Annotated in this window: 13 protein-coding genes and 1 pseudogene; 7 read left to right on the top strand and 7 right to left on the bottom strand. The window is 66.0% G+C overall.

What is annotated here, in order from left to right; genetic code table 11:
• Positions 1-83 precede the first annotated feature (83 nt).
• A complete protein-coding gene (locus MKK75_RS35850) occupies positions 84-212 on the top strand; it encodes a hypothetical protein (RefSeq protein ID WP_279594078.1) in 129 nt (42 codons plus the stop codon).
• Between the two features lie 569 nt (positions 213-781).
• Here MKK75_RS35850 and MKK75_RS23665 read toward each other — a convergent pair.
• From MKK75_RS23665 to MKK75_RS23650, 4 genes are read right to left on the bottom strand one after another with little or no spacing between them, the layout of a single operon-like run.
• On the bottom strand, positions 782-1666 hold the full coding sequence (locus tag MKK75_RS23665) for an undecaprenyl-diphosphate phosphatase (RefSeq protein WP_244044959.1): 885 nt from the start codon (positions 1664-1666) through the stop codon (positions 782-784).
• Between the two features lie 42 nt (positions 1667-1708).
• A complete protein-coding gene (locus tag MKK75_RS23660) occupies positions 1709-2485 on the bottom strand; it encodes a hypothetical protein (RefSeq protein ID WP_244044958.1) in 777 nt (258 codons plus the stop codon).
• Positions 2486-2528: 43 nt separating this feature from the next.
• Entirely contained in the window at positions 2529-3356 is an 828-nt protein-coding gene (locus MKK75_RS23655) for an efflux RND transporter periplasmic adaptor subunit (protein ID WP_244044957.1), read from the bottom strand.
• The gene (locus MKK75_RS23650; RefSeq protein WP_244044956.1) at positions 3353-3640 is read right to left on the bottom strand and encodes a hypothetical protein; all 288 of its coding nucleotides are present in this window, start codon (positions 3638-3640) and stop codon (positions 3353-3355) included. The genes MKK75_RS23655 and MKK75_RS23650 overlap by 4 nt, the downstream gene beginning before the upstream one ends.
• A 195-nt stretch (positions 3641-3835) precedes the next feature.
• Between MKK75_RS23650 and MKK75_RS23645 the strand changes: the two genes are divergently transcribed.
• Positions 3836-4639 carry a MurR/RpiR family transcriptional regulator gene (locus tag MKK75_RS23645; RefSeq protein ID WP_244044955.1) on the top strand — a complete coding sequence of 268 codons (804 nt, stop codon included), beginning with the start codon at positions 3836-3838 and terminating at the stop codon, positions 4637-4639.
• Between the two features lie 318 nt (positions 4640-4957).
• Here MKK75_RS23645 and MKK75_RS23640 read toward each other — a convergent pair whose 3' ends face one another.
• Positions 4958-5845 (bottom strand): LysR family transcriptional regulator, encoded by an 888-nt coding sequence (locus MKK75_RS23640; RefSeq protein ID WP_244044954.1) that lies wholly within the window; start codon positions 5843-5845, stop codon positions 4958-4960.
• A gap of 88 nt (positions 5846-5933) precedes the next feature.
• On the opposite strand from MKK75_RS23640, the gene MKK75_RS23635 reads away from it, so the two are divergent.
• On the top strand, positions 5934-7001 hold the full coding sequence (locus MKK75_RS23635) for a bile acid:sodium symporter family protein (RefSeq protein ID WP_244044953.1): 1068 nt from the start codon (positions 5934-5936) through the stop codon (positions 6999-7001).
• Between the two features lie 18 nt (positions 7002-7019).
• Here MKK75_RS23635 and MKK75_RS23630 read toward each other — a convergent pair.
• A pseudogene (locus MKK75_RS23630) lies at positions 7020-7460 on the bottom strand (nitrile hydratase subunit alpha); the annotation flags it as partial.
• Positions 7461-7599: 139 nt separating this feature from the next.
• Between MKK75_RS23630 and MKK75_RS23625 the strand changes: the two are divergent.
• The 4 genes from MKK75_RS23625 to MKK75_RS23610 all read left to right on the top strand — a co-directional run bounded on the left by MKK75_RS23625 (position 7600) and on the right by MKK75_RS23610 (position 10986).
• Positions 7600-8460 carry an alpha/beta fold hydrolase gene (locus MKK75_RS23625; RefSeq protein ID WP_244044952.1) on the top strand — a complete coding sequence of 287 codons (861 nt, stop codon included), beginning with the start codon at positions 7600-7602 and terminating at the stop codon, positions 8458-8460.
• 93 nt (positions 8461-8553) lie between these two features.
• Entirely contained in the window at positions 8554-8940 is a 387-nt protein-coding gene (locus tag MKK75_RS23620) for a nuclear transport factor 2 family protein (protein WP_244044951.1), read from the top strand.
• A gap of 75 nt (positions 8941-9015) precedes the next feature.
• Complete coding sequence (locus MKK75_RS23615) at positions 9016-9981, top strand: alpha/beta fold hydrolase (RefSeq protein WP_244044950.1); 966 nt, start codon at positions 9016-9018, stop codon at positions 9979-9981.
• 99 nt (positions 9982-10080) lie between these two features.
• Complete coding sequence (locus tag MKK75_RS23610; protein WP_244044985.1) at positions 10081-10986, top strand: LysR family transcriptional regulator; 906 nt, start codon at positions 10081-10083, stop codon at positions 10984-10986.
• A gap of 363 nt (positions 10987-11349) precedes the next feature.
• On the opposite strand, the gene MKK75_RS23605 is transcribed toward MKK75_RS23610, so the two are convergent.
• Positions 11350-13428, bottom strand: a complete 2079-nt coding sequence (locus tag MKK75_RS23605) for a molybdopterin-dependent oxidoreductase (RefSeq protein WP_244044949.1) — start codon at positions 13426-13428, stop codon at positions 11350-11352.
• Positions 13429-13468: the final 40 nt, after the last annotated feature.

Raw genomic sequence — 13468 nt, 5'->3', positions numbered from 1 at the left:
GAGGTTGACCTACGTCATCGTCCGTAGCGACCGGGGTGCGGATCGCATGGCGCGGCGCGGAGAGCCAAGCCGGGATGGTCTCAATGGTCGGCGAGAAGGTCGTGGCCGCGGTGGAGGCTGCCAACACCCTGATAGCGGGCGGCAGCCCCGGTGATGTCATCGCGCGCTCCCAGGAGCTCGTCGCGGACAACACACGTCCCCTGATGGCCTGAGCCGGCTTCGGAGACGACAAGCCGGCGACTGTCATCAGCCGACCTCACAGGCCTGCCCGCCTGATGGCTCGGCTCGAAGAAGCGATCACAGAGACCCCCACAGCGATTTTTTCACGTCTGCGGCCATGTCCGCTTCCGGACGGCGCATAGCCCCGCGAGAACGACCGTGTTGGGTCGGTAGGAAGCCGTCCGCCACGGCAGCGTGTCTGCACCGAAGTGGACCGGCAGCTTTCGGCCGGGTTCGGTCTCCTCGGCGATCGCCTCTTTATGGCTGGGCTGGGTGATTGTCCGCCGGTCCGCTTTTGGGCGATGATGTATGTAGGAGGATGTCGTCGCGCTCGACTATGGCCCATCTCACAAGACCCAAAAGCCGGCTTCTGGGATGTTCAGCGCGCTAGCGATGGCGTTCCGTGGCGGAAGAGGTCGCTTAGCGTCGGAGCTCGGGAGGGATGGGAGACAGCTTTTCGGTTCCGTTGGGCCGAGTTCCTGAACCGGATCGCGGGTAGCGGTTTCTGCTACCCTTCAAAGCTGAAGCGCGGCCCGAAGCGCTGACGCGCGCCGACCGGCTCCTACGACAGCACGCCGAACTGCAACGCAGCCAGTAGGCCAAGGCCGAGCGCGATCCGGTAGGCCACGAAAGGCCACGCCGAGAAGCGCTCCAGCACCGCCATGAGCAGCCAGATCGCCGCGAACGCGGAAACACTCGCGACGGCGAGCCCGACCGCGAGGATGCCCCATCCGTCCGCCGAGAGGCCGAGCTTGTGCAGGATCCACAACTCACGGACGCCCGCGAGGAAGATGGCGGGCAGCCCGAGCAGGAAGGAGATGCGTGCCGCATCCGCCCGACGGAAGCCCAGCATCAGCGCCCCGGTCAGGGTCGAGCCGGAGCGGGAAACGCCGGGAATAAGGGCGCCGACCTGGGCGATGCCGATGAGCAGCATGTCGCCCAGCCGCGCCTCGGCTGCCGGGCGCACATGCCGGGCGGCCAACTCGGCGACCGCGAGCAGGAGGCCGAGCCCGACGCACGCCCAGGCGATCACCGGAAGCGTCCGCAGCGGCGAGTTGCAGGCGTTGAGCACCGGGGAGAGCAGCAGGCCCGCGATCACGATGGGGATCGTCGCTAGAACGATGCCCACCGCGAAGCGGAACTCCGTGCTTCGCCAGTCGCGCCGGGCGACGGCCGACAGGCTCCCGGACAGGATGCCCCGCACGTCCTGCCAGTAATAGGTGACGACGGCGGCGAGAGCGGCAAGCTGCATGGCGGCGGAAAAGGCCGAGCCGGGATCCTGCCAGCCGAGCAGCCCGGGCACGATGCGCATATGGGCGGTGGAGGAGACCGGCAGCAGCTCGGTCAGCCCCTGCACGACCCCGAGCACGGCCACCCGCGCGTAGCCCAGGGCCACGAAGCCCGTGTCGATGCCCCGCGAGCAGGCGCCGTCGAGAGATCCTGCCATCCATTTTTCCCAACTTGTTCTCGATGCGAAGCGAACTGCGCCTCATGGGCGGCCGTTCCGCGCCGTCGGATGCGTGCCTGCGCGCTGCGGCAGCAGGACGACCGCGGCGGCGATGAGGGTCGCCAGCACGGCCGACGCCAAAGGGCGGCTGAGGTTCAGGCCGCCTTCCGCCACGGGCTTGTCGATGAAATCTCCCACGGTCGCTCCGAGCGGGCGTGTGAGGATGAAGGCCGCCCAGAACAACAGCACCCGCGAGACCTGCGTCCGGTAATACAGACCAACGATGACCAGGAGGGCCGTGCCGAAGACGATAGCACCGCCGTCGTAGCCGAGGCCGCCGGTATCGGCGAGCCAGTCGCCGAGCGCCGTGCCGAGCGTCTGCGAGAACGTGATGGCCGCCCAGTAGAACGCCTCGACACGGGGCGTAGAGACCGTGTCGACGGCGATCGTGCGTTCCGACGCGTACCAGAGCCCCAGCACCGCCGCGACACAGGCGAACAGCAACGCAGAGCCGCCGGTGTAGCCGATCCCGAGTGAGCGGTCTGCGAAGTCCGCCATGGTCGTCCCGAAGGTCGTCGAGGCGACGATGGTCGCCCAGTACAGAATCGGGTGGAATCGCTTGGCTCGGATCTGGGCGACGACCAAGCCGATTAGGAGCAGGGCGAACAATGCGGTTCCGGCGAGATAGCCCCAACCCAAGGTCATCGTGACGGTATCGCCGCCCGTCTCGCCGAGCGTCGTGGCGAGGACCTTGATGAGCCAGAACCTGAGGGTGACCGAGGGCACCTTGCTCGGGGTGCGGTCGGTGAACTCTCTCATGGGCGATGCTCTTTCCAAGCGACGATAACCCAGCGATGACGGCTCATCGCGCTTCGGCGGCATCGGGCAGGCGCGCTGGACGTCGCGCGGCGAGCGCGGTGCTCAGCATGTCCCGGTCCAGGGCCGCCTGCACGGCCGCGATGTCGCTCGTGGGCAGGGTGAAGAGCACGCCGATCGGCTGGACTTGCGTCAGGACGACGATGCCGTTGGTGTCCGTGGGATTGACGATGTTGCCGATGCCGACCCGGCGGATTCCGGTCACCCCGTCGAAGGGCGCGCGCAGCGTCGTGGGGTCGAGTTCGGACTGCGCGTAATCGATAGCGGCCAGGTCGCCCTTAAGGGCACTCTCGGTCTGCGCGATTTGGGCCCGCTCACTCACGACCTGCTGGTCGGTGGCAAAACCCTTTTGCAGCAGCGGCACGTTGCGCGCGAGGCTGGTCTTCTGGTTGGCGAGCAGCGCCCCGTCCTTGGTAAGCTGGGTCTGCGCCTGTTCGAGGCGGACCTGGTAGATGCGCGGGTCGATCCGGGCGAGCACGTCGACCCGCCTAACGAACTGGCCCTCCGTGAAGTCGGCATTCTGCAGGTACCCGGTGATGTGGCTGCGGATTGTCGCTAGGTTCAGCGCGTCGACCGTGCCCGCGCCGGTCAGGACGATGGGCACGTCCTGGGTCCGCACGGCCGCCGCCACGACCGGCACGGGCGCCGGGACGCCGGCTTCGGGGGTCGGGGGAGGCGCCGCCTCGTGACGATAGGCGGCAAAGCCGACGGCGGACGAAGCCAGGACGGCGACGGTGACCATCAGGCCCCGTGGACCGCGTCGCGTGGACGGCGTGCCGTGTCCGCCGTTCAAGGGTGTCGGCGTGCCGGTCATCGCGCGGCTCCCGAGCGCCGCAGGGCGCTCTCCAAGAGGATCGCCGCAAGACCGCCGAAGAGCAGGATCGCCACCCAGGGGCCCGGCTGCGTCGCCAACGCGGCTCGCACCCAGACGAGGGCGATCCAGCCCTGGGTAGCGGCGGCGAACACGGCAGACGTACCGGTGAGGGTGCTGCGCCAGCCGCGCGCCGCGCCGACCGCGAGCGCCTCGACGAACGCGACGGCTGCGGCGAGGACCGTCGCGATGGCCGTTGACCACGCATGTGTCCCGTCGGCGGTCATTCGGAAGGCCCTCACGCCGGTGAGACTTGCCGCACCGGCTTGTCCGGATGCGAAAATGTAGCAATCACTACCATTGTCAATATATATGTTGAGATGGTTACATCGTGCGCGTGAGGCGTTCGACGCGCCTCGCCGAGGGGAGGGGATGCTGTGACGGAAGACTTCGGTGCTACGGTACGACGCCTGACGCCGTCGTTGACGCCATCGGCTGCGCGGGTCGCGAGTTATCTCGACCGGAACCGCGCGGCGGTCCTCGCGAGTTCAGCCGCCCAGATCGCGGCGCAGCTCGGGACGTCGGACGCGACAGTCATCCGGGCCGTCCAAGCGCTCGGGTACGACGGCCTGACGGATCTCAAGCAGGCGCTGGCCGCCGGCATGGACGACCGCGGAACGCCTGCGGCCGACATGCGACGCACCCTCGCCGGCGTCGGCGAGAATGCGAGTCAAGCCATCGACGCCGTTCTGGCGGCCCACGCGGAGGGAATGGAAGCACTCCGGACGGAGGATGGGAAAGCGGCCATCCGCGCGGCCATTACCACCCTGCATCCGTCGACCCGCATCGGCGTGTTCGGGATCGGACCTTCGGCACACCTCGCTCGGTACCTCGCCTTCCAACTCACGCGTTCGGGGCGGTGCAGTTTCCTCCTCGACGGTACGGGTTGGTCGCTCGCCGACCAGCTCCTCGGCCTGCAGGCCGGCGACGCGATCCTGCTTCTCGCCTACGGACAGCCCTACCGCGAGGTCCAGGCCGTGATGGCGGAGGCTCGACGCCTGGCCTTGCCGGTGGTGCTGGTGACCGACACGCACACGAGCGCGTTGGCACAGCAGGCCACGGTCGTGCTGCTGGCCCGTCGCGGCCGCGCGAACGAGGTCGCTCTCCACGCCACCACCCTGATCGCGCTGGAGGCCGTCACACTCGGCCTCGCTGCAGCCGACCGCGACCACGCGCTCCAGCAGTTGGGCAACCTCGACCGGCTGAGGAAGCTAATCGGCCCCTGAACGACACTGCCATTGCTGTTTCCGGACAGGCCGCAGTGCAGACTTGCGACCCCATACCTTGGCAAGACTGATCTGTCGTACCGGCGGGACGTACATCTGCTTCCGGAAGCCGCATGACCGCGCGTGAGCGACCGCGCTGGTCGTTATTGGAACGGCCGCTTGGGGTAGGTTTCCGCCGATCAGCTTACGGGCGGCGAAGCATCGAAGCGGACAGTGTCGCCGAATCTCTTCGCAACTATCTCGGTGCGCTGAACGATCGGCTGGCTGCCATATCGGAGATCGGAGCGATGCTAGGCACACTCCGCCATCGGCGCGATCTTAGACCGGAAAGTCGACGCGCCTGAGACGTGGGATTCGCGCGATGATCGCGTCAGCGAGCGCTGCGGCCGGGGTGCCGGCGGAGTCCCCGCCCAACATCACGAACTCCACCGTGCCGAGCGGCGGGAGCCCGGCGGACCGGTCGAGCGCGGCGAGGCCGGGCGGCAGCAGCCGCGGCGCATAAGCCGCGACACCCAGGCCCGCCATCGCCGCCGCGTGAATGCCGCTCAAGCTCCCACTCGTGCAAGCCGCCCGCCACGATCGCCCTGCTGCGTCGAGGACTCCGATGGCGATCGACCGCGTGATGCTGGGCGGCGGGTACAGCACGAGGGGCAGCGGTAAGGCCGGATCCAGGGTCAACCCCCGCCGGCCGACCCACTGCAGCGGCTCCGTCCACGCCACGTGCCCACGCCGATCACCGCCGCGCCGCTTCGTCAGGATCAGGTCGAGTTCGCCCGCGTCGAAACTCGGATATAGCTGCCCGCTCATGGCGACCGTCAGCTCGATATCGACACCCTCGTGCTGGCGTGCAAACTCCGCCAACACGTCCGCCAAGGCCCCCGACACGAAGTCCTCCGAGGCGCCGAAGCGGACCCGACCACGCAGGCGCACACCCGAGAGGTAGCGCTCGATGCGCGCGCCGATGGCCAACACCTCCCGTGCATGGGGCAGGAGAGCGTCCCCGTCCGGCGTGAGTGCGACACCGTGGGTATCCCGCGCCAGCAGCCGCCGGCCGCAGCGCCGCTCCAGCCGGGCGACGTGCTGGCTCACCGCGGATTGGCGCAGGCCCAGAAGGCGCGCTGCGGCGGTGAAGCTCCGGGCCTCGCACACGGCGATGAAGCTGCGCAGCAGGATGGGGTCGGCGAGCTCGACGGGATCCACGATCATCACCATCCGTGATGACTATTTCTCTGACACATGCTCTAGACGATGAGCAAGCCGGGCGGGATATCCAATGCGCCCCCTGGAGACCGTCATGAAGCGCCCGCGCATGCCCAACATCGATACCTTCTTGGTCGCTCTCGTTGCAGCGGTTGCGCTGGCCGCGATTATGCCCGCGCGCGGCGCGATGGCCGTGTGGGTCGGCCATGCCGTCACAGCTGCTGTCGCGCTGCTGTTCTTTCTCTACGGCGCCAAGCTGTCGAAGGAGGCCGTGCTCGAAGGGATGTCGCACTGGCGGCTCCAGTCGCTCGTCTTCGCCAGCACCTACGTCCTGTTCCCGCTGATCGGTCTGGCGATGGCGCGGGCGTCGCGACTGTTCCTGCCGGAGGAACTGAGTGCCGGCCTACTATTCCTTTGCTTGCTGCCGTCGACAGTCCAGTCCTCGATCGCCTTCACGGCGATCGCGCGCGGCAACGTTCCGGCGGCCCTCTGCAGCGCCTCGATGTCCAATCTGCTGGGCGTAGTGCTCACCCCGGCGCTGGTCGCCCTTACGCTCGGGGGCCACGGGGCTGGGATCGACCCGCATGCGCTCGGTGAGATCGCCCTCCAACTGCTATTGCCCTTCGCCCTGGGACAGGCGCTGCGCCCCCTGCTCAGGTCCGCCCTCGAAGACCACCGCGCTGTCACGGCGCTCGTCGACCGCGGCTCGATCCTGCTGATCGTCTATGCCGCCTTCGGTGAGGGTATGGTCGCGGGGATCTGGGGTCAGATCGGGCTGCGCGACCTCCTCATCGTGCTGGGCCTTGATGGTGCGATGCTGGTGGCGGTGCTCGCCGCGACAACGGCGGTCTGCCGCCTGCTCGGCCTCGGCCGCGCGGACGAGATCGCAGTCGTGTTCTGCGGCTCGAAGAAGAGCATGGCCGGCGGGATCCCGATGGCCAATGTCCTGTTCCCCGGCCCGGGGGTGGCACTGGTGGTGCTGCCGCTCATGCTGTTCCACCAAACGCAGCTTTTCGCCTGCGCGGCCCTCGCCCGCCGCTATGCTGCCCGCCGGGAGGATCGAGACATAGCCCGCGCGTGCCACGCACGGCTCGCCTTCGACGCCGACGGCATCCGTGGGGCGGCCGAGCTTCGCGACGGCCGCCATCGTGTCGGTCGCTAGCAGCGCCTTGAAGGCGTCATCGGTCCAGGCCCTCGCCACGAGCTCGGCGCCGTTGAACGGCTCGATCTCGGTGGCGAAGGTCTGCATGACCTTGTCGACAATCTGATCTGTGATCACGCCCCTTTGGACCGGCAGGCCTTCAAGCGCCCGCACGCGCACTGCGTTGCGCGCCTCACGCTCCCGTTGATCGTGGAAGCGGTTGTTCAACGGGTCTCCCGCCTTCACGCGCCGGCCCGATCCTCGGACCGGGCGCAGGTACGCGTCGAACGGGTTAGCGTAGAGGAAGAGGCATGGCTCGGCGTTGCCGGGTGAGAGCTGCTGCGGGTCGAACTTGATGCAGTAGACTGGCCTTGCCGGGCCGATGCCGTCGGGCCCGGTTGAGCACCGGTAACTGAACGTGTCGTCGTAGACGGTCTCGACGCCCCCGGCTCTTGGTCTGCGGCAACAAAAGGGCCTCACGCTGCGCGTTGTGACCGCAGCCCTTCAGCTTATCGGAAGGCCACTTCCCGAATTCGATCACTGTCCTGCCGGGTCAGATAGGCCGACATCGTTTTCATCGAGCAAAGCGCTCAGCACCACCCGTTTCAGGGAATGAGCAATGACCGTTCACTTCAACACCGTCGACGTTGATGGGCTAAAAGTTTTCTACCGCTCCGCCGGCGACCAGAGCGCTCCGGCCGTCCTGCTACTACACGGATTCCCCAGCGCGAGCCACATGTTCCGTGACCTAATTCCAGAGCTCGCCTGCAAGTATCACGTGGTCGCCCCAGACCTGCCCGGGTTCGGCATGACCGAGCAGCCGACTCGTGATGTATTTGCTTACACGTTTGAGGGCATTGCGAGGGTAATAGGCCGCTTCACCGAGGTACTCGGCCTCACAACCTTCGCCATCTACGTCTTCGATTACGGCGCCCCGGTCGGCTTCCGTTTGGCGCTGGACCATCCTGATCGCATCGCCGCGATCATCTCGCAGAACGGCAACACCTACCGAGAAGGCGTGTCTGAGGCTTTCGCGCCAGTCCAGGCCTACTGGGATGAGCCGACCCAAGCCAACCGGGAGGCCCTCCGCAGCTTCCTGGCTCCACAAACCACGCTCTTCCAATACACACACGGCGTAAGCGATCCGACGCTCGTGTCCCCCGACGGGCGCAATCTAGATGATTTTTATCTGTCTCGCCCAGGAAACGATGAAATACAATTAGACCTTCTTGGGGACTACAAAACCAATATTGCTTGTTACGAAAAAATCCAGGCCTATCTACGCAAAAATCAGCCGCCCTTGTTGGCTATCTGGGGTCAGAATGACCCGTTTTTCATCCCACCGGGCGCTGAAGCGTTCAAACGAGACCTGCCAGACGCTGAGGTCCGCTTCGTTGATAGTGGTCACTTCGCTCTCGAGACCCATGCTCGCGAAATTGGTGCAGCTATGCGCGAATTTCTAGAGAAATATCTGGGCTGAAAATTCAGCCGCCGTCGACGAATCCTCGAGGCGTCCGGCTTGCACTGGCTTCCTCAGTCACTGTGCGCGGACCTTTACAATCCGAGATTGACCATGATCGCTATTCCGAAGAGCGTAGTCCGCGACTTCTACGACAAGCTCGCCGTGGGTGATGCTTCCGGTGCTCTGGGCCTGATGGCCCCCGACATCGAATGGATCACGATGTGGCTCTACAAGGTCGAAGGCCGCGGCCCTGGCCGCGTAGCCGAGGGCTTGTTCAAGCCACTGATGGCTGAATGGACCAGCTTCTCGCTTGTGCCCACCGAGTTCATCACTGAGGGCGAGACCGTGGTGTCGCTGGGCGACTTCACAGGCGTTCATGCTCGAACCGGCAAGGCCTCCGAAGCGCGTTACGCCCATATCTGGACGGTGGAGAATGGAAAAATCACTCGCTTCCGTCAGTACATCGACACCCTGGCGATTGCCGAGGCCCGCGTTTGACAAGCCGAGTCACTGGCCAATGAACCACCGCCCCGATGATTATTCGGGTCAACCCACGGGGGCTTCCGAGGGACGATGACGATGATCCAAAGCTTACTCGGCGCCTCGATCGCACTCGCTATGCCTGTCATGGCCTGTGCTGCGCCTATCCTATCGACCTCGGCGACGACGACCTTCCATAAGATGCAGGTTGACGGGATTGGTATCTTCTATCGTGAAGCAGGACCGAAAGATGCCCCGACCATCGTTCTGCTGCACGGTTTTCCATCGTCTTCGCGAGAGTTCGACACGCTGATCCCACTACTGGCGGCGCAATATCATCTGATTGCGCCTGATTTCCCGGGCTTCGGTCAGAGCGATGCACCGCCGCCCTCCATCTACACTTACACCTTTAACCATATGGCTCAGACCGTCGACCATCTTCTCGAAGCGCTGAAGCTCGAGCGTTACAGTCTCTACATCCACGATTACGGGGCGCCGGTCGGGATGCGGCTGATCCTGGCCCACCCCGAGCGCCTGCAGGTGCTGGTCACCCAGAACGGCAACATCTACCAAGCCGGCCTGGGCGCGAAATGGAGTACGATCGCTCAGTATTGGGACGATCCGGCCGCGCACCCGGAGGTGATAGATGCTTTCGTGTCGCCGGCGGCGACCGAGGAGCGCCATACCGCCGGGACCACACATCCAGAGCGTTACAATCCGGACACTTGGACCGACGAGATCGCGCATCTGGCGAAGCCCGGCCAGCGCGATATCCAGGCGGCGCTGCTTTACGACTATAGGACCAACATCGCCGCTTACGCGACGTGGCAGGCTTGGCTTCGGCAACATCAGCCACCGACCCTGGTGGTCTGGGGGGCCAACGATCCTTCCTTCATCGCGGCGGGCGCTACCGCGTTCCGTGCCGACCTGCCGGGCGCTGAGATCCACCTGCTGAACGCCGGCCATTTCGCGCTCGATGAGAAGACTGATGACATTGCGACGTTGATTCTGACCTTCATGGCTAAGCACATGCCGTCAGACGCATCGACGAAGCGGTAGGGCCGAAACCAATGAGCTTGGAATACTACTTTGACGCCTCTCATTTTCGCCGGAGTGTCGTTCGGAGCGGAAGGCGGGATTTTAGGGCTTGACCGGATCATGGATCGTCTGGACGCGATGCAAGTGATGCTCACGGCGGTCGAGTGCGGAAGCCTCTCCAAGGCAAGTCGCAAGCTCGGCCAGCCACTTGCTACCGTAAGCCGTAAGGTATCCGAGCTCGAAAGCCACCTCAGGGCGGATCTTTTCATTCGCTCGCCTAAAGGACTTGAGCTGACGCCCGCCGGCCGAACTTATCTGGCGGCAGCGAAGACCATACTCGAACAACTGAATGAAGCCGAGCGCGCCGCTGCTGGGGAGTATAGTGAGCCTAAGGGCGATCTGGTCGTCACCGCCCCGACAATGTTCGGTCGGCTGCATGTCCTTCCGGTTGTCATCAGCTTTCTGGCCGTGTTCCCCGACGTATCCATCAATTTGATGCTGACCGACCGTGTGACCCACTTCCTCGATGACCAGGTCGACGTCGCGTTGCGCATAGGCGACTTACCCGACAGTAGCCTGATTGCGGCACGCCTCGGTACCGTTCGTCGGGTGACCTGCGCAAGCCCGGCTTATCTCTCTCGTCGCGAGCCTCCGGCGGTTCCGCAGGATCTCGTCAACCACGATGTCATCTCATTTCAGAGCGTAGCGTCTCTCACCCTCTGGCGCTACGCATCGAACGGGACTGAAATCGACGTGCTTTTCAAATCGCGCTTGAGCGTCAGCACCATCGACGCGGCGATCGCCGCCGGCGTGGCTGGCGCAGGGGTGATCAGGACTTTGTCTTATCAAGTCGTTGATTATGTGCGTGCAGGCCAATTGGAACTCCTGCTCGAAGCCCACGAGCCCACCCCCCGGCCGGTGCATCTGATATACGACAAGCAGAGCCGCCTGCCACTCAAGTTGCGCGCCTTCGTAGATTTCGTCGTCCCGCGTCTCCGGGGCCATCTGAGCGCGGCCGAGCTTTGAATCTCAGCCAATGACTTCGTCGCATGTCCAACTCCTTTGGTCCGGGCTGAGCCTCTCAATCAGCCCGGTCCAAAGCCGGCCGGTCAGGTCAGGCTGGAACGAGGGTGATTCAGGCTGTCGGCCCTGACGGCGCGACGATCGAGTTCAGGCAGCCGGCAGCTTCCGTCCGAGATCTCTGATGCCGTCGGGCGGGGAACGGCGTGCCATCCCGATCCGAAGTCCACGGAGGCCCGGCGAACGACCGCTATACCGAAGCTTCGACGGCAGTTCGGGCGACCGCATCGGATCAGTCGGAGCCTGTCCGCTTTGGCTGCGGACCCGCTCCGAAGCGGACCGGCAGCTTCCGGCCAAGTACGGTCGGGGTCAGGCTGCGACCGTAGCTGCAGCCTCGGCCTCCGCCCGTATCCACACGGCGGTGTCGTGGAAGACAGCGCCTCCGGACGGGAGCGCAGCCTCGTCCGAGATCAGCACGTTGATGCCTCGTCCCGGACCACCGAAGGCGGCAGCAGGCCAGATGCTTTCCACCACCGCGGTGCCCGGCTGCTGGCCCGGCGCGTGCCGGGCGTGCAGCACCACCTCTCCGCGCGCGTTGCCGAGGCGGGCGAGAGCCCCGTCCCCGACTCCGAAGCGGAGGCCGTCTTCCGGGGCGATCAGTACCTGCGGGCGCCCCTCGCGCTTGCGGGCGTTCGGCGTCTCCGTAAAGGTCGAGTTCAGGAATTGCCGGGCCGGGGCGGTGACGAGGCGCAGGGGGCGGTCGCCGGTCGCGCCGTCGATCAGCGGCAGCCAGTCGGGCAGAGGGGACAACCGACCCTCCGTATCCCCCAGCGCCCGCCAATCGGCCCGAAAGCGGAACCGGCCGTCCGGATGGGCGAACCCGTCGAGGAAGTGGGCGGATCGGAACGGCAGCTGAACGTCCAGCCATCGCCGCTCCGCCAGCTCCGCGGCGGACGGATAGCCGGAGGCGCGTAGCGTGGCATCCGCCAACGTCAGGGCAGTCATCGCGAAGGTCGGGTGGTCGAGGCCGAAACGCCGCGCCAATGTGCAGACGAGGTCGTGATTGGACATCGCCTCGCCGGGCGGGTCGATGGCCGCCAAACCGATCTGGATGTGGCTATGGCCCATCGCCTGGTAGATGTCGTCGTGCTCGAGGAACATCGTCGCCGGCAGCACGATGTCCGCGTAGCGAGCCGTCTCGGTCATGAACTGCTCGTGCACGACGGTGAACAGGTCCTCCCGCATCAACCCCTGGCGGACCCGGTTGCTGTCTGGACAGACCGAGGCGGGATTGCCGCTCTGCACAAGCAGAGCATAGATGCCGGGGCCGCCGTGCAGCGCATCCGCATCACCGGTCAGCACGCTGGCGATGCGGCTCATGTCGAGTTCCCGGATCGCGGAGTCCCGGAGCGCCGTGCCCTCGATCAGCGACTTGTCCCAAGCGAAGATGCCCTTGTTGGTGAACAGCGCGCCGCCGCCCTCGTGCCGCCACTTGCCGGTGACGGTGGGCAGACAGGTCACCGCGTGCATCGCCGCGGCGCCCCCACGCCCGCGGGTGAAGCCGTAACCGCAGCGGATGTAGGCCCGCGGCGTGGCGTTATACAGCGCTGCGAACGCCTCGATCTCCGCGACAGTCAATCCGGTGATCGCGGCCGCCCAGGCGGGCCCGCGCGTGACCAGATGCGCTTCGAGAGCCTCGGGATCGTCGGCATAGGCGGCCATGTAGGTGCGGTCGGCATGGCCGTCGCGAAAGGCGCAGTGCATCACCGCGCAAGCGAGGGCTGAGTCCGTTCCGGGCCGGACGGCGAGGTGCAGGTCGGCCGCCGCCGCGGTGCCGGTGCGGTACGGATCGATCACGACGAGCTTTGCCCCGCGCTCCTTCCGAGCACGCGTGACGTGGGTCATGACGTTGACCTGCGTGGAGACCGGGTTGGTGCCCCAGAGTACGTTCAGGTCGGCGACCGCCATCTCCCGACTGTCCGAGCCCGAGATGCGGCCGCAGCCAGCGGTCCATCCCGCGCCGGCGATCATGGAGCAGATGGTCCCCTTGCGGCCGGACCAGCGCAGGGCGTGGCGCAGCCGGAAGATGCCATCGCGCTGCACGAGGCCCATCGTGCCGCCTGAGCTGTAGGCCCAGACGGCCTCGCTGCCGTAACGCTCGGTCGCCGCCCGGAAGCCGGCCACGACCCGGTCGAGCGCCTCGTCCCAGCCGATCCGACGGAACGCGTCGCTCCCTTTGTCGCCGACGCGCAGCAGCGGGTGGAGCACGCGGTCCGTGTGGTGGATGCGCTCGGCGTAGCGGGCCACCTTGTTGCAGATCACCCCGCCCGTGTACGGGTTGTCCGCACCCCGCACCGCTCCGATCCGATTGCCGTCCAGAACCTCGACGTCCAGCGCGCAGGTGCTCGGGCAGTCATGCGGGCAGACGGATGAGTGGGTCTCGGACATCAGCGCGGCTCCGGCTCATTCAGCGCGGGCGACCGTAGCC

Origin of the sequence: Methylobacterium sp. J-030 (assembly GCF_022829545.1) — a bacterium.
GTDB lineage: Bacteria > Pseudomonadota > Alphaproteobacteria > Rhizobiales > Beijerinckiaceae > Methylobacterium.
Note: the sequence above shows the minus strand (reverse complement) of the source record. Positions and strands in the feature narration are given on the sequence as shown.

Excerpts from the sequence above, each read along its gene's own strand:
- MKK75_RS23605 (WP_244044949.1), bottom strand. The coding sequence starts at position 13,428 with ATGTCCGAGACCCACTCATCCGTCTGCCCGCATGACTGCCCGAGCACC.
- MKK75_RS23640 (WP_244044954.1), bottom strand. The coding sequence starts at position 5,845 with ATGATCGTGGATCCCGTCGAGCTCGCCGACCCCATCCTGCTGCGCAGC.
- MKK75_RS23660 (WP_244044958.1), bottom strand. The coding sequence starts at position 2,485 with ATGAGAGAGTTCACCGACCGCACCCCGAGCAAGGTGCCCTCGGTCACC.
- MKK75_RS23610 (WP_244044985.1), top strand. The coding sequence starts at position 10,081 with ATGGATCGTCTGGACGCGATGCAAGTGATGCTCACGGCGGTCGAGTGC.
- MKK75_RS23615 (WP_244044950.1), top strand. The coding sequence starts at position 9,016 with ATGACGATGATCCAAAGCTTACTCGGCGCCTCGATCGCACTCGCTATG.
- MKK75_RS23650 (WP_244044956.1), bottom strand. The coding sequence starts at position 3,640 with ATGACCGCCGACGGGACACATGCGTGGTCAACGGCCATCGCGACGGTC.
- MKK75_RS23665 (WP_244044959.1), bottom strand. The coding sequence starts at position 1,666 with ATGGCAGGATCTCTCGACGGCGCCTGCTCGCGGGGCATCGACACGGGC.
- MKK75_RS23635 (WP_244044953.1), top strand. The coding sequence starts at position 5,934 with ATGAAGCGCCCGCGCATGCCCAACATCGATACCTTCTTGGTCGCTCTC.
- MKK75_RS35850 (WP_279594078.1), top strand. The coding sequence starts at position 84 with ATGGTCGGCGAGAAGGTCGTGGCCGCGGTGGAGGCTGCCAACACCCTG.
- MKK75_RS23655 (WP_244044957.1), bottom strand. The coding sequence starts at position 3,356 with ATGACCGGCACGCCGACACCCTTGAACGGCGGACACGGCACGCCGTCC.
- MKK75_RS23625 (WP_244044952.1), top strand. The coding sequence starts at position 7,600 with ATGACCGTTCACTTCAACACCGTCGACGTTGATGGGCTAAAAGTTTTC.
- MKK75_RS23620 (WP_244044951.1), top strand. The coding sequence starts at position 8,554 with ATGATCGCTATTCCGAAGAGCGTAGTCCGCGACTTCTACGACAAGCTC.